The following is a 23,978-nucleotide window of genomic DNA, read 5'->3' on the forward strand; positions in this document are numbered from 1 at the left end:
CCCAAAGGCCGGATATGGGAATTTCCCGGGAAGTATCGTAAGGATGCAATCCGTAAAACACATTGGTCATGTTTGCGCCGGCACTCCACCCTTTGCTCAATCCCTCGAAGGATGCATTTCCAGGGTAACTAAAGTTCGAGTCCGGGAACGGAATTCCTATATGTATTTTAGGTATAGAACCCATTATTCATAATCCCGATCTTTTCTTACGTCTCTCAGAACTGGCGCTATTTCTTTTCGTACAACTTTTCTGAATCCCTCCTCATCGTAGACATTGCCGTGGATATGGATCTCAAGCCGGCTCCCTTCCCCGCCGGCGCCGGCGCCGGCATACGCGGCATCTCTCATCCCAACCAGGCCACCAAACCCGGTCCCTTTGCCGATCATCGCCCCGAGGATTGGCCTGAACTGCTTAGCGGCGCGCACTGGAACAACAAACTCACCTCGAGTCAGCATTGCGGGAACCTGATCCGGGCCCGAAGGGCCGTCAACAAAACCTCCCGCGGCGAATTTCTGAGCCTTAGCCTTACGGAGAGCGGCATACATAATCGCGATAAAACCGGCGGCAATCCCGAGCCCAACAAATGGGATGCCGGCATGGGCCTTGAAGAAACCCGTGACAGCGTTCCAGATGTTGATAGCGCCCTGTTTGATGTCACTCGCCATCTCCTTTGCACCGATGGCGATCCGGGCCATGACGCCCTGGGTTTTAGCAGTTGTTTTAACCGTCTCTCCGGCTTGGGTTGCGGCTGCCTGAGTGGTTTCGGCAAAGATCCATTGGCTGGTCATTTTCCCGAGATGGCGCCACAGCGACGTGGACATGGATGACCAGATGGCTTCCCGCCGCTCCGTGCCGGTCATATCCATATCAATCATGGAATCCCAAGCTGTTTGATAGGTGCTGGTCATGGCCTCCGTCATGCCTTCGACAATGGTGATCGCCTCATCGGCGCTCGTCCTGAGACTGCCCAGATCCACCGGTACCGGCGGTCCCATTATTTCATCCGGCAACGTCATCTCGGGCGTCTCCGGTCCCATGATCCCAGCCGTGCTGGTGGTTTTAGTCGCTGCCAACGCGGCCCTTGTTTCCTTGACGATCCTCTCGAGGCGGGCCTGATGCTCGGCCTGCAACCGGTCCATCTCTGCCGCATGTTCGACCCCCAAGCCACTCCAGATCCCATCGACTTTTGTCTGGGTTGTCTCATACATGCCATCGAGTGCCGTGGCGAGACTGGATTTGAGGCCGTCGAGAATCTCTCCCCGTTTCCATGGCTCCATGATTAATCTCCCGATCGAAGAGAAGACTTCGACGACCAGGCCTCCGAAGGTCTTTATCGCTTCCCATGAATCCTTCAGAACAACCCATATGGTTTCACCAACCTTGGCAAAAACTTCCGCGATATATTTAATGTTTTCCCAGTATTTCTTGGTCTCCAGGATCAGGAATGAAAGGCCAACTCTCATGCCGGCCTGCAGCTTAATCCAAGCTGCACGCCAGCCTCCTAAATGTTTAACGACGAGCAAGATAGCGGCTATCAGAAGGTAAATAACAGTCACAACCCACATGAGTGGATTCATCCTTTGGACCATATTTAGGACTTTCCAAGCGGTCGCCACGATATAGATGGCGCCGGCGAGAATCCCAAGGACTTCGATAAAGAATGTGACTGTATTCCAGTGCCGCACCAGAAATCCGAAAACAGCTGAGATAACCTCGATGGCTGTTTGAACAGCTGATACGATCCGAGCCGTGTAATCCTGGATTTTCTGGTAATTGTCTTGTATCAGGTTGGTGGCCCAAACAATCGCCCGGTTCAGCGGCCCCTTCATCACGTCAAATATGCGTAACGCCATTTCCTGGAGGGCTGACAGAAGGATCTTCACCCGGCCCTGAGTGGTATCCATCTGTCTCTGATAAGCAGCGAAGGCCTGATCCGTACCGGTAACGCTTCTCTGGAGCTCCTCGAGAGCTCCGGATCCCTGCCTCATCAAGATCGCCAGGCCCGGCCCGGCTCGCCGGCCGAGCTCCTCGAGAGGAACCTGAGCTGAAACCCCAGCCTCCTCGAGGCGCCGAACCGCGCCGATAATCCCCTCTGTTGAGACATCCCAATCCTTGAGTACATCCCCTAAAGTTCCGGCCCCGGACTTGGCGACATCGGACAATTCAAGGAGGACGTTTTTGAGATAGGTTCCTGAAGTGCCGCCATCGAGGCCGGCATTCGCGAAGGCGCCGATCGTGGCGACAGTCGCTTCGAGACTCATCCCCATTGTGGCGGCGATGGGGCCACCCTGCTTCATTCCCTCAAAGAGCCGATCGAGGGTGAGGCGGGAATTCGCTATGCCGGCAGCGTAGGCATTAACAACCCTATTCGTATCTGAGGCTTGAAGCGCGAATTGTGATAGGGCTGAAGTGGTCGCCTCCGCGGCATAGCCCAGCTCGGATTGTGTCGCTCCCGCCAGGCGCATTACGCCCGGGAGCGCCTGTATCACCTGTTTGGTCTTCAGACCGGCTGAGACAAGGGCATATTGCGCCTCGGCTGCCTCCCTGGCCGCAAAGGCTGTGGTTGCCCCCATATCACGAGCAGACCGCTCGAGGGCCTGCATTTCGACCTGTGAGGCATTGGCCACGGACCCCACATTCGCCATGGACTGTTCAAAGCTGGCGCCGATCCCGGCTGCCGCGATCGCAACGACAGCCATCCCGAGTGCAACGCGCTTCATCTGCTGATTCATGTTACGCCGGAAGCGCTGCATATCAGCCTGGGCGCGTTTCAGGTTGCGCTCGAATTGCTTCCCATGAAGCCTGAGGAAGATTTTTATTTCGCGATCTGACATTTTAAACCTGAGTCCATGGTTTTAGGTGCTTCTCAAGGTTCCTTTTGTGTCTGGCGACCGTCTCTTTCCTTTCCTTCCATGCGCTTGTTTCCTCTTCCACGATATCCAGCATGTGCATGGTCCGCTCATCTTGATCGAGCACCCCGCCGTTTTCTGGCAGAGTGCCCTTCCAAGTAGTCATTCGCCGCCAAAGTTTCATATAGATGGAAACCCATGGCGCTATTTCTGGTTGATCACCATGTAAGGCCGGGCAGGTGTGGCAGTACGTTTCGGGGCGTTGACACGTCTCGCAATCGAGTATCTCCCCTCCGCCGTCTTGAGTTTCCAAGACGAAACGCACTGCCTGTCTTATTCCTCCTCATCGTCCTCATCGTATTCGTTGATTTTGGTGATGTGGTCGGCGATGGCGGTGATGATCCAAGACTCAAAACGATCGTACAGATCGTATGTGAGTTTGCTTTCCGTGTTCCCGGAGGAGTCCCGCACTCCTTTGATCCAGACATTGGATCGGACAGCCTTTTCCCGCATGACTTTTCCGGGTTGGTACTTCTGTTTCCCCTTGCGTCCGCCGGTGACCATCATGTCGGATATAACGCGTTCGTCTTTGCCGTTCATCGGCCGGAAGGCGAGTTGCATCTCGCCGGCGGGAGGTGCATCCCCATCCGATTCATACTTCGACATATCCTCATTGAATTGAAGCTTGAGGACATTAATTCTCGGTTCATCGCTAACGATGTAGTCAAGCGGTTTCGTGGGAGCCGAATGGGCTCCAGGAATTTCCTCATCCATGCTTCACTTTTCCTTTCTGTTGTCCTACTTTTCAAAAGCGATCGGAACCGGGTTAAATCCAGTACGCGCCCACAGTCCCGTCAATGATGGTGAACCCGACGATGGGCGAGGCGGATTCATATCGAAACGCCTTGCACTGAAGGGTCCCCATGATGGTTTCAGCCCCAGTCCCGATGGCTTCGCCGAACTTCCCGACGACCTGACCGAATACTTTGGTCATGATCGCGGAGCTCGTTCCGGTAACTGCTTTCCATGTGACGGAGATGACCTGCTTGGCCTTAAAAGCTTCCCATTGCGCCTTTGCATGCGTTCCGCAGAACTCCTTCGTGATCTCGAAGGTGATCCCACGACCCGCTTCATTCATGCGAGTGGGCTGCTCGCTTTCCAGGCCATATCCTGAAGGTGTCTGCTCCCTAGTGCCGGCAATCTTGAAACCGAGCACTTCGGGATCTGAAGTGGCAGGATCCGCACCATCGACTCCATACTTGAAATAGCCGCCCAGAGCTGTTGTTAGGCAAGCCCAGGACAGCGGAGCATTGTTAGCGCCGTATGTCATTGAAGGGGAGAGAGCGGCGCCAAGCTCTGTATTACAGGCCATGCCCGATAATCCCATTTTGAAAAAAGCGTTCCGTTGGAACTCGATGCTCCATTCGCTGATCTTGGCGCCGAACGCCCGCTGTGTCGGGGTGGAGGTTCCAAGGTCTTGTACCTTATCGACAAGCGCATTGATGTATTGGGAGCTGTTGGCTGCCTCGATGTCATGATGATCGGTATCCCAGGTATCACCGCCCAACGCGCAGGCCATCGCATATCCAAGGGTGTTGACGTTGGGTTCGATACCGTTGATATGCCAAGGGAGCTCGAAGCCGCCATGCTCGATGCGCGGTGTGTCGGGCGTGATGTTATTGATGGCTTCGTAGGTTTGGGGGTTCAATTCGATGTCAGCGTCATCGCAGACAAAGAATTTATAACCCGTCGCTGGTTTGTCCGCTGCGCTGGAGGCCCGAACAAAAGCGACCGCCCCTTCATGTTTTCCGTATCCCATACTTACGTCTCCTTCTTTTCCTTCGGGGTTTTCGCGGTCGAGGCCGCAGCGACCTTCTCCTTTGGCTCATCAGGCGGCTGGTTTACTGGGGGGATTCCTTTTACTTCCTTAAATGGCTCACCCTGGCGGACCAGCTGCTGAAACAACTCTTCCGACATGGGATAGACACCATTGGGTTTCACATCACAAAAACGATAAGATTTGGGTTCTGTCCCTGTATAAATCACCTGCATCGGATATCCTCCTCTAACCCGTCGCCACGATCGTCGTCGGGTCCACCGCATAAATAATGTAGGAGAGCCGAAAAATCATTCGGAGTAATCCTGTAGGACGCTCCGCCTCTCCCGAGGCGTCAAAATTTGAAGATGAGATGACGGCTCTTTGTACCAATCCGCCCAATGTTGGATCAGTAGATATCTTTGTTTCAACTTCAGCTGCGATATCATCACACCGATCATCCACGGCAACACCAGTCACGGGCCTGGCCCGAACCTCCACCACGACAAGCAATTCATGTTCTGTTCTGTAGTTGACAGTTGTTTTGTCATGGTCGGTTTCGTCGTCTTTTGTCCAAATATTCAGATTAGGGAGCTTGGCTTTGTTGCTGTTATAGACTTTTGATACGTAGACATTATTTCCGGTATAGGTCAGACCCGTGAGCAAGCTCTTGAATTTCGCGCGGATTTGTTGTCTAGCGTGCGGCATTATTAAGCCTCCACTCCAGCTCATGCGGAAATGTAATCATGACCCGTTCCGAAGCACGGTCAGCCCACTTCAATATTAATTTTTCAGCGACTGGTTGAATTTTGATCGACATATACTGTATCTTGTAGTTCTTCTTTGTGAAACGGCGAAACACCTTCTCAGGAGCGACGCCGCGGAAGCCTTGTCTCAGGGGTCTTCTGATAAATGCATGCGGCCATGAATGTTGGTAAGCCGAGACGCCTGTTTTTGTTTGGCGGGCCCCTTTTAGTTTTCTTGCGGATATGGGCCGTGTAAAACAACCCATTGTGGTAAACAACATTCCTCTTCGCGCTCTCCAAACTTTAAACCTTTTGGATACCAATAGTTGGGGGCTGACCTTGGCGAGAATAGCAATCTCGCGGATTACCCGCGTTCTCGCCCATCGAGTGGCTTTGTTCAATGAGCTGACAGCGGCCATCTCATAGACCTTTTCGCCGGCAGCGATCAGCCTCATGGCTTCGCCCATTTCAACATAAGATTCACGAAATGATGAGGGTCCTGGCATTTCTAGGTCTCCGTATACTTGATCCTCAGATAAGGACGCTTTTCGCCGGTTGCATAGAACTCGACCGGGCCGCCCTCTTCTGAATTGTGAAAGATGATTGATTTCCTAGTGGCGTCCTCCGGCTTCAAGAGATTGAGGAATGTTATCAATGCGGCGCCTGATAGAATGATTGACCTCCCGGCCGGTAATCCATTACCTGATCCAATTGGATTTCCAAAGTCGTAATCTCTTGCACCGTTAAGACATCCCCATGTGTCCCATTGGTACGGCGGGATAAGCGGTCCGGGGCCTTCGTATTTGTATACCTTCCAGGAGGAACCGGGCGTCGGGGTTCCGTTCGGGAGGATCGGCAGCGGTTCGCCCATTGCTTCCGCGTCTTTTAGAACGGGATAGGCAATCCACGCTGGAGCGGTCCCATAGGCCGTGCCCTTTGCGGTCACCCATATTTCAGCCTCGGAGATAACGGCATCGGCTGGGATCTGGTTCCCGTCGCCGAATATTCGGTAGATCGTCAGGATAGCATGGGCATCATAGCCTTCCTCTTCGCCGGCGCCGCGAATCCTGGCTTCGTCTCCAACCCTTCCCTGGTATCCTGGAGGATCGTATTCCCAGTTGGGTTGCACGATATATTCTTGATCGAGGAACCCGGCCGAAACGACAGCGGGGCCGGATATGGAGACCATCTTCGTGTTAGGGGTTGCATTCTCTTCCAACTGGAGAAGCGTTTGGCCAGTTCCATCGGGTTCAATGCCTATGACAAAGAAACCCAACCCTTTAACCGTTGCGGAATCTCCATGAAGAATGAGGCTTGGCAAATCCTCGCTTGGACATAACACTGAAGGCCGATAGCCCTCGGTTTTGAGTGCTGACACGCTGGTTTTCCTGGCGATTCCTGAGAGGGTTATTCCATTGATGATCACCGGGACGGCAAATCCATCACTCTCATTGTAAAATTGCCTAAGGTTCTCTTCCATTGGCATAACTACAGCTCTCCAATTGGCATTAACGACACCTCTTCCAGAATCAACAGCGTGAAGACCTCAGATTCAGTCGGTTGCATCCCGACAATTGTATAATCCTTAGACTTCACATTGACGGCCGTCCCATGATCGGTTCCGGAGGGGATAGCATTAGTTGCGACAAAGAGAGTCGGATGTCTCCCCTCGGTTTCCTCCACTTCAACGAATTGTTCCTTGAATATGCCGGTAACAGGCTCCCCGGCGATCGTTCCAGCTTCTGCGAACTCATCAGTCCGCAGAAATTCCGAAGGATCTTCTACAAAGGCCATGTCAGATCCTTACTGATTCTTCCTCGAGCGACCAAAATTACAGCGCCTGCCACCAGACGTTTGCTCCGATTCGTCTTTCTTTGCGGTCTCCGATGGATCCTCGGTGGGAGTGATGTCAGGCGGGTCCCCATCGTCCCCATCGTCTCCATCCTCGTCATCATCCTCCAAGGTATCCTCCGGAGAGGCTCCATCTTCGGAATCCTCGTCTTCGCCATCCTCCGTCGAAGCGAAGACGCCGTCCGAATCCACACCTTCGGTTTTCTCCGTCGTCTTCCCATCCGGGTCCTTGGTTTCATCCCCATCCGGATCTGTTGACAGCTCCCCGCCCTTGAGATCATCTTCGGGGATCTCTTCAGCGGGAACGGGTTTCAGGGGCGGAAGGATTCGCCCCTTGTTTGCATTCTGAATTTCAAGCGCCACATGCTCAGGGACGAGGATGATATCTCCTGGAGAAACATCCCCCTCATCAGCCACCCGAGTATGCCGCGTTATCTCGACCTGTCTTTTCATCATCAGTCACCTCAAAAAATGTTAAAGGTCAGTGGTTTCGGGGCGGACTGATTACGAGACCGGCGCCGTGGCCGGGTGTCCCCGAAGAACCGTCACACCGGAAACGAGACCCGTTGAGGGGCTCCCTGTGATGGTTTGGACCGCACGGATATACCGTTTGTCCCCGACGTACCCGACCTTGTAGATCTGGTCATCGTTGGCGTCGGATGTGACCGTGGGCGCCGTTCCCTGGAGGTAGGCGGAGTTCACAGCCGTGTAGGTGCTGTCGTCATCGCTTTCCTCGATCGAAAAGGTGTGGGTTCCGTCCGTCCAGTTCCCGATGTGGAAGACCACCAGAGCGCTATCGAATCCTCTGATATCCACGCCCGTTCCATTGGCCGAGGCTGCCAGAAGCGCCGGCGCCAATGATTCGGCCGGTGACAGATTGCTATACAAATCCCTTTTCATTCTTCAAATCTCCTCTGTTGAAACTTTGAATCTCCCGGGCGGGTTCAATCCGCCCGGGAGTAAGGGTTAACTTCTGACCACCTCCACCTACATCGTGGTGATGGCGTCGAGAATGACAGCCATCGACTGAGCGTGGCGGAGAATGAGATCCATATCGAAGTACGCCTCAATCCGGATAACACCGCCACCCGGGTTGAAGGGATTGACCAGAACATCCAGGACGCCCCAGGTGCCAACGACAACATCCTTCCAGTTGCCGAAGAGGATGGCGCTCAGATCGGTCCCAGATCCCTTTGTTAGAGAGGAGGTGACCTGGTTGGTTGCATAGGCCGGATACGCTCCTATGCGCCCATCGGCTTTACTCCCCGGAAGCGGATCCTGCCAGACCTCCCGCCCGGTACCGGAAAACTTCTCCGTGGTCATCAACTTCGCCATAACCTGAGGGTTCGTGACATAGTTGAGGCTTCCGCGAAGAGCGTTATCGACGGCAATTTCTTTGATCAGGCTGACAACCTTCGGCCAGGTGGGAGCTCCACCGTTGGTGTCGATCGGGACGAGACCGATGCCCGTTGTGTTGAGGATTCCGAGCGGCTGTACGCCGCCGGTCCCTTGGAAGCAGGCGAGATCCGCCGTCGCGGCCATGCGGTCCGTGAGGTCGTCACGAACAAAGAGCTCCGCGCCCAGCGAGGTCTGCATGATGAACGTCCGCTTGAGATCGGTCCGAGCGACGACGGACTTGGGTCTCATGGCCAGCTGGCCAAAGGCCTGATCGCTTTCGGTGGGTGCTGTCTGCTCGCCAACCCAATAGCAGGTGGCGCCGCCGGTCTGTTTGGGGATAGCAACATCCCCAACCAAACCCGGCAGAAGCCGCGCGAGTTGGAAGACAACGGTCTTATTGCTGAGGAGCTCAATGAACTCCCCGGTCAGGAGCTGTGTTGCGACCGTATAACCTCCACCAGGGTCCGATCCAACGGACAGGTCACGCTGTTGGGGTGAGCGCGACCAGCGATTGAGGATGTCCATGGGCACGAAGAAGCTTTTTGCTGATCGGCCGGCGACCTTAGCCGCGGCCTCGCTTACCTCGAACTCGAAGGCGGCTTCATCCTGCAGTTTCTTGCTTTGCGGTTCGGCGCACGCCCGGATGGCCTTCATCATCCGGTAGGTGTCGATTTCCTTATCCGACATCCCGATGGTGGGAGGGGTATTAACCTCCCTGATCGGACTGTCCTCCCGCTTACTGACCTCGACTCTTGCGGCTTCGCAAAAGTCGTCGACGCTCTTCCCATTGTTGATGAAGGTCCGAGCCAGGTCCGGCAGCTTGAACATTTCACCAAAGGTCAGGATCTGGCGGGCCCTCTTCTGCTCAGAGGACCGCGCCGCGCTTTCGATCTCCTCCCGGGCCCGGACGGAGATCTCCGGATGTCTGTTCTCAGGAGGGTCTTGTACGCTCCTGGCCTCTTCTTCTTGTCCCACTTCTGGTTTGGTCATATCGCTATCCTCTCTAATTGTGAAAGTAAACGACTTGTCGGCCTCTCGACCGGTTTCGGCATTTATATCCGCTGGGATTGAGGCAAGGGAAAGTTCATAGGGTTCCCAATCGATGACCCTATAGGTACCGAGGGCCCCGTCTTTTCCTTTGCGCTCAAGAATTGCGTCATGCAATCGGTAATAAATGCTCCAAAATTTTCGAACATCATTGACAACATCATCGAATGCCTCTTTGGCTTTAACGCTATTGCCGAAACGCGCACGGGCCCGACCCTTCTTGTCTGCATCGATCGATGCTCTATCGACGACACCGACATGTTCCGTAACCATGTGATTGACAAGAACGGCGCAGCCTTTTTTCATTCGTTCCATCCGAACGGATTTCGGATTGTGATCAAGAATCTCAATCCCCCACCAGCGATCCACCGGCGTCTCGGTACTGAACACCAGTTCCACAGTCCGATTTTCAATGTCGATCGAATCGCGGTCGATTTCGGCGGTGCGGAAAAATAGACCTTTTTGCTCTACTTTCCTATTCGTCATCTTTGTCATCTGTTTCGTCGTCATCGTCTTTGTCCTCTTTTTGGTTTCCCGAGGCTTTTGGCTTTTTGGCGGGCGTTATTCCGAGTTCCTTCATTCGATTGAGTTCCCAGGCTCTCTCCCGGAAGACCTCATCGGGGTCGTTGCCTTCTTCGCGAATCACCGCGCTCGCCGTTTTAACGTTTTCATTAATCGCCTTTTCATTGGCTTCCATCTCTTTTTTGGGATCCACCCATTTCCAGCCCCGCGGCATCCAGACAACTTCCCGGTATTTCATTTCGCGTTCTGGGCTCAAAGGAGCCCCGGCGGCCCATAGTTTTCTATTCAACAAAGCCATCTGGAGCCAATTGCGATAAACCCGTTGGTGGAAATATTCGATCATCCATTGCTGGAGGGCTTGCCAGACACTGCGTTCCTCAAGGAGGCCGGCTCTTATGGAGGAGAAGTTCACATCTTTGAGATTCCCGCTCAAAGATGTATAAGAAACCCCGAGGCCGGCAGCTATGCGGCGAAGTTGAGCTGCTTCGAAACCGTCATATTCACCATTGGGATATTCTGGATCCCATTTTTCTACTTTCTCGCCGGGATTGAGATGGCGGAAAACACCCGGCTCAACTTCTATGACGGTATTTCCAAGCCCATCTTCACCGTCGCCTTTGTGCTGTCCATGCTCGGATGTGATAAACCCCATCTGTGAGGCGCCGAATCTGGCATTGACCAAGGCTGCATCGTCATATCCATCCAGCATTTTCATGTGAAAAATTGATGTGGCATTCCAAGGAAGCCCGCGCTTCTGCCCGACACGCTCCACGATAAAGAGATGGATGATTTTCTCGGCGGAAATAGGACGATACTTTCGGCTCGAATATGAATAGGAATAGTCCGATGATTTTGCGTCGATGAGATGGTAGGCGACGGGGCGGCCTAATTGAGTAAACTCAATCCCCATCCGAATGTAATTCCCGTTCGGTAGGTCTTCCCGATCATAGTTCACGTCAAGTAATTCAGGATCGAGATGCTGAAGAGCATATCCATAAGGTCCAGCGTTGGCGCCGCGATGCTCAATCATCAGGGCCTCACCGTCTTCCACGACGGTGTTAATGACAAGATTCTGTTGTACTTTCCAGGAGAGTGTCCCGGTCACATCGCAATATCCAGGCTCCCCCCATTTTCTAAAGCCATCCTCAATCGCATCATTGGCATCAATGTCCGGCGTTTTATTATTCCATTTCGCTCTGGCCTGCAGACCGATCCCTTGCGGCCCAATGATATTCGATCGCGCCAAGCTCTTGAATTTCTTTTGATAATCGTTTTTATCACCGGCATCCCGTGATCGTGCGCGAAGGGTCCGCAGGCTCATTCTCACGACTTCATCGATGGTTAAGGGGCGCGTCGTCCAACCTGTAGCCAGGCGATCCGTTTTCGCGCCATCGTACAACCGCATCGCGCCGGCGCCGCCTCGAGGGCGGCGCTCACTTGAATTTTGCGGGGGCGCGCCGGGCCTGGAGACGGACAGGGTTCTGTTGGAGTACCCGATATTAAAGCCCAGGGCTTTCATTCAACGAACCTCACAAGAAATCTTCCAGAATGCCCAAGGCCCTTGGTGGTTCGTTCCGATTGCAGAAGGGAGTTGTATTCAGCACGATATAGATCCCGCCAGCGAAGCAAATCTTCTGGTGGGATCCTGTCTAGTGATCGCCCTTCGATGCTGTAACCCAGCTGATCGACGCTGGCTTTTCCGAGGATGGTTGCTTCGAGGGCATCCAGAACTTTCTTGACGTGCTCCAGATCATCGAGGCCTTCGGTGGCTAGGGCGTAGTCTGGTTTAGCCTCTATTCTACCGGTGCGAAGGGTATATCGCTCAGACCTCTTCGAGGCACAGGCTTTCCATCGATACAATCCAGCCGTGAACGCCCCGCTTGCGGTAACATCAAGAGTGATTAAATGGTAGCCGTCACCATTGTCTGATCCAGCGATGGATTGTTGATCGCCGTCTTTAACAAAATAGTATGTCAGGGTCCATCCATCGGATGGAAGATAATCTGATAAAAGGATTTTAAATTGTACAGTGTCACCGATTGTGAACTCATCCGGCTCGACTGTTTTGATATCGGCTGGCATACTCGCCTCCTCGCAGGGACCGTAAGGCCCTACGAAAAGACGACAAGACGATTAGAGCAGATGTCCCGCTATGTCCCGGAATGTCCCGCTATATCCCGGAATGTCCCGATTGTTTACATGTTCCGCCAAGAATTTAGCCAGTTTTGACGCCGGCGGGGTCGGATTTGGGGTTCAGTGAAACTCCCAGCAGGTTTTTTCAGGCTCTCTTTTTTCCTTTCCATGCGCGCCAATATCGGGGCCCAATCGGGATCGAGCACATAAAGGGCACCGAGTGAGAGCACGGAACAATCCCACGCTTCATTTCGAGTGCGGGTTTTCACCCAGACACGTTTCTGGAAACCTCGATTGTACTGGGTGGTGAGTTTTTCAGAGGCAAGTTGCCTAAAATATTCTTCGTTAAATTGTTTCAGCAAGGGGAAATGCCAATAGGCGGGGCCATGCTCTTTGAGCTCCAGCCGTGATTTCAATAAGAGTTTAGCTTCATCCACGCCAACAATCACCAGCTCCACCGGCCGGCGGTTTTTACCTGTGCGCTTCTTCAGCGGGGAGGTAACGATCGGCCGGCCTTCACCAGCTTTCCCAATCGCCGCGAAGATAGTGCGATACTGTTTCCCTTTGCAGAAATCATAGACAGCCTGAGTCCTATGGCCCAGGGCATCTATTAAGGCGGCGGAGATCCGCATGGGGAATCCATTCTCACTTGTGTAGGTTCGGGATAGGGCATCATCCAGAGCATCCTTCGTGTCTCGATCCGATGGATCTCCCCAGATGATCCTGTAGTCGATGGTCCACCGCTCTTCACCAACCCCAAACCCGTCAACCTGCATTTCGAAGCGATTGTCATGGGTATCGACGCCGGCAGTCAGGAGCAGGGCGCCGGCGGGAACCTCGGCTCGGTATTTCTCTCTGCGGGCGAATAGGGTTTTGTTATCGACCGTCTCGCCGGAATCTTCCCATGTTTCACCGAGGCGAGTATTGGTCCAGACCTTCATCCGTTCTCGATCCCGCTTCTTGGCGGCTGAGCGGTGCTCGATGATGATTTTCTCCCATTTGAGCCAGGGGCTATAGAGACCATTGAGATGAAATCCAGCGCTGCGGGAGGATGGATTATCTTTCTCCCACCTCCCATTTCGAAGCATCCAGTGTTTCCTGGATTCCCGGATGCCTGTCTCACAATGCTCGCAGATGTACCGGATTTTCTTCGGGTGGCCGGCCGAATCTTTCCAGTATTTGATCTGGCACCATTTGAGGGTTTGGAAGGCGCCGCAATGCGGGCAGGGGACATGGAATCGTCTTTGATCGCTCTCATTGAACAGCTTTTCGATGCGCGAGAACCCCCTGATGGTTGGGGTCGATGTCCAGAGAAATTTCCGATTATGAAAGGCGTCAGCTCGGACCTTCATCACCCCGAGTGGATCTCCTTCATCGCCCACGGATTCCGGGAATCTATCGACCTCATCCCCGATAACGATGCGTTTTGGCCGGCTCGCCAGGGAGGATGGACTATTGGCGCCGGAGAGCGTGATCTGCCCGCAGGGGAATACTTTGCGAAGGAGCGTATTGCCTGAATCTCGAGATTTGACAGGGCCGAAGATGCGGCTGAGAACAGGTGTATCCCTGATCATTGGATCCAACCGATCCTTACTAAAATCCTCTGCCATGATGAGGGTTGGCAGGACGAGCATCATAGGGCTGGGGTCATTTTCTGCGAAGTACCCAATGGTGTTCAGGATCGCTTCGGTCTTCCCGAACTGAGCGCAGCCCATAACCACGACCTCTTCGATGTCTGGCTCCAGGATGGCATCCATGATGTCTTTGAGATATGGAGCCGCGGGGGTATGCCATTTCCCGGGGGAGGCGCTGCTTTCTGGGCTCAAGAATCGGAATTCATCGGCCCATTCACTGATAAGGATATCTGGAGGTGGGGCCAACCTTGTGGCCAGGCTCTCGACGAGCTCGAGGATGACCGGATCGTTAATCTGGGTAGGCTTTGTATTCTGAGATTTCTTCAAGGGCCTCACCGACTGCTTCCTTCAGCATCAACTCAATCTTGGCTGTGTTTTTGAGGCCCGTGAGCCGGAGGGATAATTTAGAGGGGATGGATAGCATCCTGGTCCGGAAGTTCATAAGCATTACGGATACAGCAAGTTCCACCTCCTCCGTGGAAACGGTTTCGCCTCTAATTTTCTGGATTTCGAGTTCTGTTTTCTCCGCTTGCGCGGCGGCGAGGCGAGCCCGTTCTCGCGAAAGATCCAATTCATGGGGTGTTTTCTCCCGCTCAATGAGCCATTCAACCACGGACCCAACATCAAAACTCCACTGGCGTCCATCTTTTTTAGCGGGGCAGCCGCGCCGGATCCACGTATCCACGGTACTTCTATTCACCTTGAAGACTTCAGCGACTTGTACTTTATTGAGGTCCATGATGTTGTTGCCCCCTAGGGGGTTTTAGAGCTAGCCAGATACGGCGCCGCAGCATGGCCCTTTCCACAGGCTTCAGGAAGGACCCCAACGAGTTACGCTGATAATTATTTAAGGTTTTCACGAATCTCCATCATTATCCCGCAATTTGATCCCCTGTTTTGATTCCCATTTCCTTGATGTTTCCAGATCCCCTACTCTTTTCCCATTCCACAAAGCTTCTCGACGGATAAAGGATGCGGCCGCCGACGCGGATCCAGGTGGGCCCTTTCCCTTCAGCTCTCCAATTGGTAAGCGTCTTCATCGATACCCGTCCCCGGAATCGCTCAACAACTTCCTCTGGCGTTAGGTACATCCCAGCTGACATCCTTGTCCTCCTTATCCTCTTCTGCTCTGAGGCCACTCCCTGATCTGCAGATACCCCGGCGTCAGCAGCCCCTGCCCCATCTTCTTGAAGAAGAATGGTATGGCAACGGCAATGCATTGATTGCAAATATCATGCGCCCAGTCTGGGTGCATCGGGCGTGCACCGGGACCTGTCTCGCCGCCGGCGATGACCCAATCCAGGCCTTGTCCTCCCTCGCCATGAAGCCCTCTTACAACAGCGTGGTGGGGCGGAACTCCATTCGGCGCGAGGAAGAACCGACGCAGGTCCATAGTCCCAAGCAACGGCTCACAGCTCACAAACCGAATAGCGGCAGGAGTATCCAGCAGGATCGGGATTCGTTCATCGGCAGCCTTCTGATTCTCCGCTGTAACCCCAAGCCAGAGATGCTTGAATGGCCCAGCATTGAATTGCTCGGCGGAGCAAAACTCGCGCATCCGTTCCGGGCGTTTGGTTAATATCTGATATGTATGATGCGATGCACGCGCCATTATTAGAAACACCTCAACAATAAATTCCCACGGGACATCCTCATGAAATAAATCGCCCATCGAACAGACGAAAACCATCCGCGGCTTTCTCCTATGCAGAGGTTCTTCCAGCCGCTCCGGATGAAGTGTCACCTTGAACGGCTCATCCCTCGGATACCCAAACCGGCCGGCAAGCCTCTTTGCCATCCGTTCCGCATAACAGTTCTTACAGCCCACGCTGATCTTTGTGCACCCCGTCACCGGGTTCCACGTCTCATTTGTCCACTCGATCTTTGTCATGGCTTCTCGCTTCCTCTTGGACCATATTTCGCGAGTCTGATCTTATCCCTAACAACAATCAGAGGCGGTACATTTCTCATATCAGCCAGGTCCAAAATACTCCGAATGTCCTTCTTGTTATCCTCGCCGATCTCTGCCGCCTCTTCGGCAACGGCTTTTATTGTCTGCTTTGAATGTCGCGTCACCATCGCCAGATCAATGATCTGTCTCTGTGTTATCGGTCCCATTAATCTCCACCTCTCGTCCTTCCGACTATGAAACTCTCGTCGAACCCATTCAGCATCGCTTTGAGCTCTTTCATACGAGAGTCCCGCTCCTGTTCCAATTCTGAAATCCGATTCTTTAGTGCACTCATAGGGTGATCTGGGCATTGTTCGATATGTTCCTTTAGGACATCTGCCATAGAAGCCGGAACATCTGTGTTTGGCCCATATCTATGCCCGCAATAAACGCAGTTAATGTACATTCCATTTTGAAGATCTGCAACCCAGTCCTTCAATCGTTTAATTTCAGCTTTGAGTTCAATTGCATAGGCGTCAAACCTGGCCCCAATGTATTCTTCGCGCCCGCATCCTACGCATCGAAAATTGAAACGTTCATCCATCCCCAGCCTCCTGTTTTGGAATCTCAACCCATGAATAACCACAGCTATTACATTCCCCTAAATTAACAAGGGGGCCATTCGGCCCATCTTCCGAAAGACGGACATTCTTGTACATGATCACACAGGTTGAAGCGCATCGGACACAGACAAGGGTCTCATCCATCTGGATATCGAATTTAGACATATCCTTCACAAGTGCAGAATATGGTATAGCAAGGGATCGGGCGATATAGGACAAGTGCTTTTTAATATCGTATGAAAAGTCATTATTCGGAAATCGTGGGTCAAATATCATATCATCACCAATCTTGCCTTAAGCGAAGGATCCTCTCAGCCGCTTCATCACCGGTGGCGCATTGTCCGGCTACAAAGGCGGCTGCTTCCAGGGCATAGATGATCAGTTGTTGTTCTGAATCGCGTGAAGCCCTAGAAGCCGCTCGTCTCTTCACATTCCACTCAGCGCGCAGCGCATCCACCCGATCTGAAGATGGCGGAGATGTCCCCTTCGGTCGTTGCCTGGGTTCTCCTGGTTGGAGATTGGTTCTGAATCTTACATCGCCCATGTCATGCCCCCTTTGGCTTTTGATGTTCCTTGGCCAACTCATCCATCCACTGCCTCAGCTCCCCCTGTGTCGCTGTCTTCCCAACCGGCACTGATCCGAGGTCATGGCGCCATCTCTCCCAAATCTCAGCGAAACAGAGAGCCCTAAATTTCGGGCCCCCTGATCCCCGCGCCAATTTTTGGCCGGTCGGACAATCACAGAAACAGATCGCCGATGCAGGCGGGCTGCCGTTTGAACTGAAAACCGGTATCTTCAGCATCCCACTTGGTTTTTCCGGAGGATCCCCGCACCGCCGGCAGGGCGCCGGCTTCCTGGACTTCCTGGAGTTCTCCCGGGCCTTTGAGATCAGGAACTCGATCTGATCCCGGCTCCCGAGAATGGAAGACAAGCGGGCAATGATCTTTCCCTTTCCATCCTGGCCTTCTGGGTTCTTTCCCTGGTGCCAAGACGAAAACCCCCAGCCCTCGAGAGCTTCAAACACTTCCTCCTTCGTGGAGTGCTTCAACGCCTCCCGGATGAGCGTCCTCCGCTTTGGCGTTAGTTTCGTTTCTGCAGGGTCCAGGCCTGTGGCTTTAACCCAATGCAAAAAAACACCCAGCTCCTCGAGCGATGTGGAATCCGACAGAATTTGATCTGGTTTTTTTCCGCAGTGCTGGTTTCTTTCGCTGCCTGGAGTTTTTTCTCCCGGGGCTGAATGATTTCCGCCTGGGGGTTTTTCTTTCTCCTGGCCCGGATGGTTTTCCTGGGAACGGGAGCATGTCGGTCCATCCGTTCGCGGAAGAGTGCAGGTCTCGCCGGCCCTCGGGATTTCTTTCCCCGGTGGTTCGCTCGGAGGCACCGGCTTCAAAATCACCGCGGCGGGCGGAGCGGTAATCTCCGCCTCCCCCTCACACTCCCCCTCCTGTTTCTTTTCCCTATTCTTATCCCTATCCCTATCCCTATCCTGTTCCGCCAACGTTCCCTGTAGCGTTCCAGGAACGTTCCTGGAACCTTCCGCCAACGTTCCATGTAACGTTCCGGGAACGTTCCCGAAACCTTCCGGCAACGTTATGGCTAACGTCTCCAAATACCGAGCTCTGAAGTCCTCACTGAACCGCTCTCCCTTTTTTGTCAGCATCGTATCCAATTTAGAGGCAATAAGTTGGATGGCGTACGTCTTCAGGTCGCAGTCCGGGATTTGATCAATGTACGGGAACCAACTCTTGACCTTGTTGGGGTTGTACGGCCGATTGCATTCCCGCTCGATCTCGTCGGGAAGGAAGATGACGCGATTCTCCCAATCAGCTATCGCCATTCCACTGTTTTGTAACTCTTCAAAGACGTTCATGAAACGTTCCCGGTAACGTTCCCCGAACGTTTCAAGCCAGTCCAGATCCTCGCAGATGGAAGCGATGCCAGCCGAGAAAAGTCCAGGCGTTGCCGATGAACACGGACCCGTCTGGAGATAGAGATACAGAGTTTGGGCATTGGGTTCCGGCTTTGATAACGCTCGGAAGTTTTTAGAACGCCATTGCCCCGATTCGATTTTCCGATGAATACCCATCACGCCCCCAGCATGTTTTGAAGATTGTGTGGCCGAAACCGCCTGTAAGGCCTCAGGAGACACGAACGGTGCCAAAGACGACCCATGGCACCTGATTGGGGATGAGATGCCGCGCCATCCCTGCGAGATCTCATGAAAGCCCCCTTGCTCTCCCCTGCCGTGCTTTGGATTTCCCGTTTCTGCGATTGACCTTTTCAACGTCCTTGAGATGACGCTCCCACCGCCCGGGGTAGCAGAGTCTCATCCTTTTGATGCACCGGCTCATCCGAGCTCGCCAATCCTCAATGGATGTGGTTAATATTTCCGCGTCGCAGCCGGCGCATCCCGGCAACCCGTCATTCGGCCCCTGGCATACGTCTCGATCCCTCACCCAGCACTTGGGTCGGGTATGAGCTGGGAATTTGAAAAGCCGCTTATCCATGGGCATCAGCACTCGCTGTCAACGTCAACTCCGGAAAGTCAGGGATGATGCGATGCGCCAACGGATGACCGGGCTCCCAAGCCCAGGTGATACAGGCGCCCACTCGATTGGCGTGGAACATGGCTTGCCTGAGAAGCGTTTCCCAATACTCCTGGGAAAAAACCTCCCGGCGCACCACCTCGAAGAAAGAGAGACTCAAGGGTGATTGTTTCACATCGTCAGGGGACAGCTTTGACAGCACCGGAGCGGCGAGATTTTCCCTATACCAACCGGGGCCGCCCCATTCCTCAGAATCCCACCATTGTTTCCACCGGCCGCCGGCGGCGCGCTGAGGAGGATTCTCAAACTTCACGAGATCCCATTGCGTCCGGAGCCAATTCTTATCGAGCATGTACTGGGAGCCGGCTTGGCATCCCATGAGAAGATCCCTGGAATCGCCGATCAGGCGGAGGGCCTTGGCGAATCGGCATGTATTGTTATGCCAATCAGAAGGGCTGAATTGCGAAGGATCGGCACCCTTCCACATCCATATGGGATTGGTATAGAGCGCCTCCAACATGTAACCATCGAAAAAACCCTTCCAGCGATCGGCGTGATCGGCAACCGCATCAATCAGGTAGTCGACATAGCTTTGATCTTCAAACCGCGCCAACCAATAATGCCCACCATACGACCGCCGGCCGGTGAACCACTCCGGGTGACTGGAGGCGGCTTTGAAGCTCAGCTGGTAATTTAGATCCCAGACCAGGTCGTTTGGATTGCGCCACTGAATGAATTCGAGTGGGATCAGGACATCGAAATTAATGATCTGAAGGCGGACCTGGTCAGGGTTGCGAGCCTTCATCTCCGCATAGTGATCCGGCCGAACGACGTTGCCGAGAACGAGATCGAATTTCGAGATGCGGTCCTTCTCCTCCTCCGTCGCGCGATCGTAGGGCACTCCGGATCCAATATAGACTGCCGTCTTCATTTCTTTCTCCTCGTGTTGAAAGTTATAAGGGGCGCCATCCCTGGCGTGATCACCATCCATGGAGCAGACATTTATGGATCTTTCCTTGCCATGGCCACCTTTGACTTGGCCTTTGGAAGAATGACCGCTCCGAAGTTTTGTGCATCTCTCTGGGCAGCTGAGACAGCTTTCTGGACAAGCGTCTCAACCTCAGCCGCTTGAAACCAATCCGGGTGACTCAGGCCGTCCCTCTTTCGCCTGAGAACAGCCTCATAGACAATTTGAGATGGAGATTTCATCGGTCAAAAAGCCCCCAAAACACCATGCGGCGAATGACTCGCCAGATAAACCGCAGTTGTTCTTTAAAAGGCCATTGCCTGAATGGCCGAAGTTTCACATCTTCAATGTACAGACCGTCACATCCGATCTTGTCCATTTCCGTTGGAGAACTGCTCCAACTGACCTCACCAATCCTTATATCAAAACGCCCTTTGTGTTCCATTCCTCAGCATCCTCTCCAAACGAAATACCCGACGATCCAACCCGGCCAGAATGTCAGGGCATCCAACAGTGAGGCCTTCCAAACTGTCGGGGTCTTCAGCTGACAGATGATCCTTTCCCTGTATCCCATCCGGGTCGCGGCCGAATAAGCTGCCAATCCAAGCAGGCCTTGTCTGGATTGGCGATGAGACCAGGCGGTGGTGACAATCTCCATCACCACTTCCCAGGCAATCCCGAAACCGATGGTCATCAAAATGCCAACCAAAACGGAAGATCCGCATCTCACATGAACAGCAGAATAGATTCCAAAACCCCACGCGAAGTGCGCGGAGACGCTCTCCTTTTTGTCGATGACGTATTGGAGTAATCTCTTAAACATCTGGTTTCTCCTGTTGTGAGAGGCGGCGATAGAGCTCTTCGATGTGCGCCTGAATGAGATCTCTCAACTCGTCCATATCTCCTGAATGGATGTCCTTCTTCGACAGGATGAGCTTCGCCATGTGAGCCACAACGTCACCGGTTATGGATATGGCAACTTCCCGGCAGATCTCGAGTTGGGGTTCCTGAAGCTCTTTTGGAGTCATTCTGCCCAGCCTTCCTCGTCAAAAGTCACCCAATGGCGAATTGAGAACAGCCCACAAAACGTGTGGTGAGTAATGGGTTCCCAATCCGTGCCGCAATTTGAGGTTTGACATAGACAGCTCTTGCGGATTGCGAGCCCTTGAGAATCATCCCACCCTGCGGGACGAGCAACTTTCCCCGCAGACATGTCCTTGAGAGCATCAAAGAATTGTGCTCTTATCACGAACCGCTTCTTCTCGTCCTGTTTCAGCGCCCGACACAGTTCTCTATTCTGGATCTTGTAATACATGTACTCGGGCATCTCGCGCATGTGCTGGATGAGATCGGCCGTCAGATCAAAGCCTCTGTTTATGGTGAGCAAGACTCCCTGCCAGGGTGTTATACATTCCATAACCGGCGCCGGAACCTTCAGCTCCTCGGATTTCCCGGGTTCTATATCCATTCTCCACCTCCCTATGAACTTGTTGACGACACGTATTCAAATTCGATCCTGTTGACGACGGTATGAAATTCACACCTGTGGCTGGCTTTGAACATCCTCATGAATTCAACAGGTGTTAATTTTGGGAAGCCTTCCTTAATACACTCAAGATCTGTGACGCGGAAGAGGGGTTCCTTGCGGACGGAAATAATTCTGAGCTGGCAGATGTGTTTAACCTTTTCGCCTTTCTTGAGGCCCATGCCCTTTTCAACGGCACATACAACATCTCCAGGCTTCAACTTCCACCAACCCAGCCGGCGTGTGACGGTCTTCGTCTGATTCCGGACCTGGTTGGTGGTTATGGAAAAGCTCATGTTTCTAGGCATTAACAGACTCCTAGCCTCAATCCTCGGAATCCTCGACCAAACCCGCATTTGTCCAGGTTGTCATTCCGTTTCCCTCTGGGAGTTCGGCCTTGTGCTTGCCGGCGTGCCCTTTCCTTCGATTGCAGCGGATCAGCGTCGAGCTCTGATCCATGTCGACGAGAACAGCGCCGCAGACATCCTCGGCCACAGTGGGCAGATCGCGTTCAAAGCTGCCGGTCTGCATTGCCTGCTTCAGACGATCCAGAGCGCTTTCCTCCTCGGCCCACGACACTGGCGACATTTGGACGACCGAATAGAGGAATGGCTGGCCTCCGAGTTGTCCTGATTCTGCATTCTCGAGGAAGCCTTTGAGATTCGAGACATGCACCTGCAGGTTTTCGAGAGTCTCGAATGTTAAAACGAAGCCGGAACTTCTTGAGATCACGATCATTGTGAAGCCCTCCTATTTGGCCATTCCCGCGCTCTTCTTTCATTCTATCCTCCTCGTAAGGGACGGGCTGGCAGGACTCGAACCTGCAATACTGTCCGGGTGCTTGCTCGCCTTTGTCATGGTCACTTGCGTCCCATGATGTACGAGGGCTCGCCGCGCCTATGCCATTTGGCCACAGCCCATCCTCCAGATACCGTCCCTACTGTTCACAATCCGAGCACCCATGCCACGGCATCTGAAATGGCGTGCGCAAACCATATCCCGGCAACACAAGTCAGCCACAGAAGCCCGGCGCCGGCGGCGAGCAATGCCGCGCAAGCCGCCCAGCGGCGAATTTGATAAAGATCCATATGACTCATCTCTTTAACCTGTGTGGGGCTCCGTCAGCGATACGAGGGCCAATCGGAGCCCCTTCTTGTTTTTTTGTCTCTTTGCCTCTCCGGCGCCGGCGATTAAGCCAGGATTGTCTCGTCGGGGAGCTCCGTATTCAGGTAGTCTCTGATGCCCTGGATCGCGTCCAGCTTCCATTGATCTCCATCAGTTGAGATGAGCGCACAGGAAATACCGGGTCTTACTCGCAAGACGAAATCAGAGGCCGGCTGATCAATCTCTCTAAAAGTCCGGTAGGGCTTAAGATTGAATGGATTCTTGATTTCTGCGGTCCTAACCAGCGCCGCTCCAGCCTTCACCGTGACTTGCTGGCTGAATCCATCATCATTCGAGGTCCGGATCGCTTCGTCTTTGATGTTGCTGACGAGCTTTAGCAATTCATCGCGGGCTGGAGTTCGCAGAAAAGAACCCTGAAGCCAGATGATGAACTCCTCGACCGGGATAAAATTCCCGATCATGTCCTTTCCGGAATACAGGGCTGCACCAACAGACGCGAAGACTTGTCGATCGCGGAACGGCCCGGCCGGCGGAGTGATCACTTTGACATCTACAGGCGAAACAATCTGGATAACTCGGGTGGAATAAGAAGGGTGTTCCTTGTCCATCCCTGAGTTGATGTAATCAACCAACCCAGTCAGCGTGTGCAAACAGAGATTAGGGATTTGTGGATCTCTCACAGCACGGAGCTCGCAGGTTGCGTAGGACCGTCCATCAACCTCAATGACATCCTCTTTTTTGAGCTCGAGAATCTTTTCAATGGCTTCTGGAGTCAGCATCCTTACCTCCCTCAATTACGGTTGGAGAGTCAAAGGCGTCCATTTGTGCGGGATTGCGCATAAACGCCAACATTTTCCCGGCCTTCCGGCCCATGAAGATGGTTGCCGTGGCGGGCTGATAGACCGGGAGCTTGGGCCTGCATGAGATGAGAATTTCCGCCATCTCCCGGTCCTTGGATGGCTTGATGGATATCTCGAGCGTGATCTTACGGACGGCATCAGCCTTCGTATTGGGGTCATCGATGTTCGCCAATACATTGGCAAGTTCATAATCGAAGAGCTCGCCGGCGGCGCCGGCGGCGAGTGAAACCAAACTCATTTCCTTTGGGTTCGACATGGGTTCATCTCCTGTCTATTTGGGAACCAAGATTCTCGAGCCGCTCCGATGGGGTACGTAGATTGTTGAACGGCCGCTCCGAGCTCGAGAGGGTCCTGTGATACAAATCTTCTGGGTTGGGGCGTGATACTTCCGGCGCAACTTCAGGATGGATAGGCTCCTTGGTATTCGGCATCTCGGATTCCCG

31 protein-coding genes and 1 tRNA gene are annotated in these 23,978 nt (G+C 53.4%); all 32 read right to left on the bottom strand.

Going from position 1 to position 23,978, the window contains the following annotated elements:
* Positions 1 to 183 precede the first annotated feature (183 nt).
* A complete protein-coding gene (locus KJ970_13165; protein MBU2691864.1) occupies positions 184 to 2,835 on the bottom strand; it encodes a phage tail tape measure protein in 2,652 nt (883 codons plus the stop codon).
* Position 2,836: 1 nt separating this feature from the next.
* A complete protein-coding gene (locus tag KJ970_13170) occupies positions 2,837 to 3,175 on the bottom strand; it encodes a hypothetical protein (GenBank protein MBU2691865.1) in 339 nt (112 codons plus the stop codon).
* A gap of 8 nt (positions 3,176 to 3,183) precedes the next feature.
* Positions 3,184 to 3,624 carry a hypothetical protein gene (locus tag KJ970_13175; GenBank protein ID MBU2691866.1) on the bottom strand — a complete coding sequence of 147 codons (441 nt, stop codon included), beginning with the start codon at positions 3,622 to 3,624 and terminating at the stop codon, positions 3,184 to 3,186.
* A 52-nt stretch (positions 3,625 to 3,676) separates the two neighbouring features.
* Positions 3,677 to 4,669: a hypothetical protein gene (locus tag KJ970_13180; protein MBU2691867.1), complete on the bottom strand. Its 993-nt coding sequence runs from the start codon at positions 4,667 to 4,669 to the stop codon at positions 3,677 to 3,679.
* A gap of 2 nt (positions 4,670 to 4,671) precedes the next feature.
* A complete protein-coding gene (locus tag KJ970_13185) occupies positions 4,672 to 4,902 on the bottom strand; it encodes a hypothetical protein (GenBank protein ID MBU2691868.1) in 231 nt (76 codons plus the stop codon).
* Between the two features lie 13 nt (positions 4,903 to 4,915).
* Positions 4,916 to 5,374 (bottom strand): hypothetical protein, encoded by a 459-nt coding sequence (locus KJ970_13190; protein ID MBU2691869.1) that lies wholly within the window; start codon positions 5,372 to 5,374, stop codon positions 4,916 to 4,918.
* Positions 5,361 to 5,918 carry a hypothetical protein gene (locus tag KJ970_13195; GenBank protein ID MBU2691870.1) on the bottom strand — a complete coding sequence of 186 codons (558 nt, stop codon included), beginning with the start codon at positions 5,916 to 5,918 and terminating at the stop codon, positions 5,361 to 5,363. Before KJ970_13195 ends, KJ970_13190 begins: the two co-directional genes overlap by 14 nt.
* 2 nt (positions 5,919 to 5,920) lie before the next feature.
* Positions 5,921 to 6,898: a hypothetical protein gene (locus tag KJ970_13200; GenBank protein ID MBU2691871.1), complete on the bottom strand. Its 978-nt coding sequence runs from the start codon at positions 6,896 to 6,898 to the stop codon at positions 5,921 to 5,923.
* A gap of 2 nt (positions 6,899 to 6,900) precedes the next feature.
* Positions 6,901 to 7,206 (bottom strand): hypothetical protein, encoded by a 306-nt coding sequence (locus tag KJ970_13205; protein ID MBU2691872.1) that lies wholly within the window; start codon positions 7,204 to 7,206, stop codon positions 6,901 to 6,903.
* A 9-nt stretch (positions 7,207 to 7,215) separates the two neighbouring features.
* The gene (locus tag KJ970_13210) at positions 7,216 to 7,719 is read right to left on the bottom strand and encodes a hypothetical protein (GenBank protein ID MBU2691873.1); all 504 of its coding nucleotides are present in this window, start codon (positions 7,717 to 7,719) and stop codon (positions 7,216 to 7,218) included.
* Positions 7,720 to 7,767: 48 nt separating this feature from the next.
* The gene (locus KJ970_13215) at positions 7,768 to 8,163 is read right to left on the bottom strand and encodes a hypothetical protein (GenBank protein ID MBU2691874.1); all 396 of its coding nucleotides are present in this window, start codon (positions 8,161 to 8,163) and stop codon (positions 7,768 to 7,770) included.
* 87 nt (positions 8,164 to 8,250) lie between these two features.
* Positions 8,251 to 10,218, bottom strand: coding sequence for a phage major capsid protein (locus tag KJ970_13220; GenBank protein MBU2691875.1), 1,968 nt, complete (start codon positions 10,216 to 10,218; stop codon positions 8,251 to 8,253).
* Positions 10,184 to 11,749 carry a phage portal protein gene (locus KJ970_13225; protein ID MBU2691876.1) on the bottom strand — a complete coding sequence of 522 codons (1,566 nt, stop codon included), beginning with the start codon at positions 11,747 to 11,749 and terminating at the stop codon, positions 10,184 to 10,186. Before KJ970_13225 ends, KJ970_13220 begins: the two co-directional genes overlap by 35 nt.
* Positions 11,746 to 12,312, bottom strand: coding sequence for a hypothetical protein (locus tag KJ970_13230; GenBank protein ID MBU2691877.1), 567 nt, complete (start codon positions 12,310 to 12,312; stop codon positions 11,746 to 11,748). The genes KJ970_13225 and KJ970_13230 overlap by 4 nt, the downstream gene beginning before the upstream one ends.
* A 113-nt stretch (positions 12,313 to 12,425) precedes the next feature.
* Positions 12,426 to 14,189 carry a phage terminase large subunit family protein gene (locus KJ970_13235; protein ID MBU2691878.1) on the bottom strand — a complete coding sequence of 588 codons (1,764 nt, stop codon included), beginning with the start codon at positions 14,187 to 14,189 and terminating at the stop codon, positions 12,426 to 12,428.
* A 97-nt stretch (positions 14,190 to 14,286) separates the two neighbouring features.
* Complete coding sequence (locus KJ970_13240; GenBank protein ID MBU2691879.1) at positions 14,287 to 14,736, bottom strand: terminase small subunit; 450 nt, start codon at positions 14,734 to 14,736, stop codon at positions 14,287 to 14,289.
* Between the two features lie 133 nt (positions 14,737 to 14,869).
* Entirely contained in the window at positions 14,870 to 15,100 is a 231-nt protein-coding gene (locus tag KJ970_13245; GenBank protein MBU2691880.1) for a helix-turn-helix domain-containing protein, read from the bottom strand.
* Positions 15,101 to 15,111: 11 nt separating this feature from the next.
* Positions 15,112 to 15,888: a phage Gp37/Gp68 family protein gene (locus KJ970_13250; protein ID MBU2691881.1), complete on the bottom strand. Its 777-nt coding sequence runs from the start codon at positions 15,886 to 15,888 to the stop codon at positions 15,112 to 15,114.
* A complete protein-coding gene (locus tag KJ970_13255; protein ID MBU2691882.1) occupies positions 15,885 to 16,115 on the bottom strand; it encodes a hypothetical protein in 231 nt (76 codons plus the stop codon). The genes KJ970_13250 and KJ970_13255 overlap by 4 nt, the downstream gene beginning before the upstream one ends.
* A complete protein-coding gene (locus KJ970_13260) occupies positions 16,115 to 16,492 on the bottom strand; it encodes a hypothetical protein (GenBank protein ID MBU2691883.1) in 378 nt (125 codons plus the stop codon). The genes KJ970_13255 and KJ970_13260 overlap by 1 nt, the downstream gene beginning before the upstream one ends.
* 564 nt (positions 16,493 to 17,056) lie before the next feature.
* A complete protein-coding gene (locus KJ970_13265) occupies positions 17,057 to 18,598 on the bottom strand; it encodes a hypothetical protein (protein ID MBU2691884.1) in 1,542 nt (513 codons plus the stop codon).
* Between the two features lie 413 nt (positions 18,599 to 19,011).
* Positions 19,012 to 19,989, bottom strand: coding sequence for a hypothetical protein (locus KJ970_13270; protein MBU2691885.1), 978 nt, complete (start codon positions 19,987 to 19,989; stop codon positions 19,012 to 19,014).
* Positions 19,990 to 20,263: 274 nt separating this feature from the next.
* Positions 20,264 to 20,470 (bottom strand): hypothetical protein, encoded by a 207-nt coding sequence (locus KJ970_13275; protein ID MBU2691886.1) that lies wholly within the window; start codon positions 20,468 to 20,470, stop codon positions 20,264 to 20,266.
* Between the two features lie 3 nt (positions 20,471 to 20,473).
* Complete coding sequence (locus tag KJ970_13280; GenBank protein ID MBU2691887.1) at positions 20,474 to 20,848, bottom strand: hypothetical protein; 375 nt, start codon at positions 20,846 to 20,848, stop codon at positions 20,474 to 20,476.
* The gene (locus KJ970_13285) at positions 20,841 to 21,053 is read right to left on the bottom strand and encodes a hypothetical protein (protein MBU2691888.1); all 213 of its coding nucleotides are present in this window, start codon (positions 21,051 to 21,053) and stop codon (positions 20,841 to 20,843) included. The genes KJ970_13280 and KJ970_13285 overlap by 8 nt, the downstream gene beginning before the upstream one ends.
* Positions 21,050 to 21,493, bottom strand: a complete 444-nt coding sequence (locus KJ970_13290) for a hypothetical protein (GenBank protein ID MBU2691889.1) — start codon at positions 21,491 to 21,493, stop codon at positions 21,050 to 21,052. The genes KJ970_13285 and KJ970_13290 overlap by 4 nt, the downstream gene beginning before the upstream one ends.
* An 11-nt stretch (positions 21,494 to 21,504) precedes the next feature.
* Positions 21,505 to 21,846 (bottom strand): ASCH domain-containing protein, encoded by a 342-nt coding sequence (locus tag KJ970_13295; GenBank protein MBU2691890.1) that lies wholly within the window; start codon positions 21,844 to 21,846, stop codon positions 21,505 to 21,507.
* A 28-nt stretch (positions 21,847 to 21,874) separates the two neighbouring features.
* Complete coding sequence (locus KJ970_13300; protein ID MBU2691891.1) at positions 21,875 to 22,288, bottom strand: hypothetical protein; 414 nt, start codon at positions 22,286 to 22,288, stop codon at positions 21,875 to 21,877.
* Positions 22,289 to 22,350: 62 nt separating this feature from the next.
* A tRNA-OTHER gene (locus tag KJ970_13305) sits at positions 22,351 to 22,470 on the bottom strand.
* Positions 22,471 to 22,494: 24 nt separating this feature from the next.
* Positions 22,495 to 22,638 carry a hypothetical protein gene (locus tag KJ970_13310; GenBank protein MBU2691892.1) on the bottom strand — a complete coding sequence of 48 codons (144 nt, stop codon included), beginning with the start codon at positions 22,636 to 22,638 and terminating at the stop codon, positions 22,495 to 22,497.
* 102 nt (positions 22,639 to 22,740) lie between these two features.
* Positions 22,741 to 23,454: a hypothetical protein gene (locus tag KJ970_13315; protein MBU2691893.1), complete on the bottom strand. Its 714-nt coding sequence runs from the start codon at positions 23,452 to 23,454 to the stop codon at positions 22,741 to 22,743.
* Positions 23,432 to 23,791 (bottom strand): hypothetical protein, encoded by a 360-nt coding sequence (locus tag KJ970_13320; GenBank protein ID MBU2691894.1) that lies wholly within the window; start codon positions 23,789 to 23,791, stop codon positions 23,432 to 23,434. The genes KJ970_13315 and KJ970_13320 overlap by 23 nt, the downstream gene beginning before the upstream one ends.
* Positions 23,792 to 23,978 lie beyond the last annotated feature (187 nt).

The organism is Candidatus Eisenbacteria bacterium (assembly GCA_018831195.1).
Lineage (GTDB): Bacteria > Eisenbacteria > RBG-16-71-46 > CAIMUX01 > JAHJDP01 > JAHJDP01.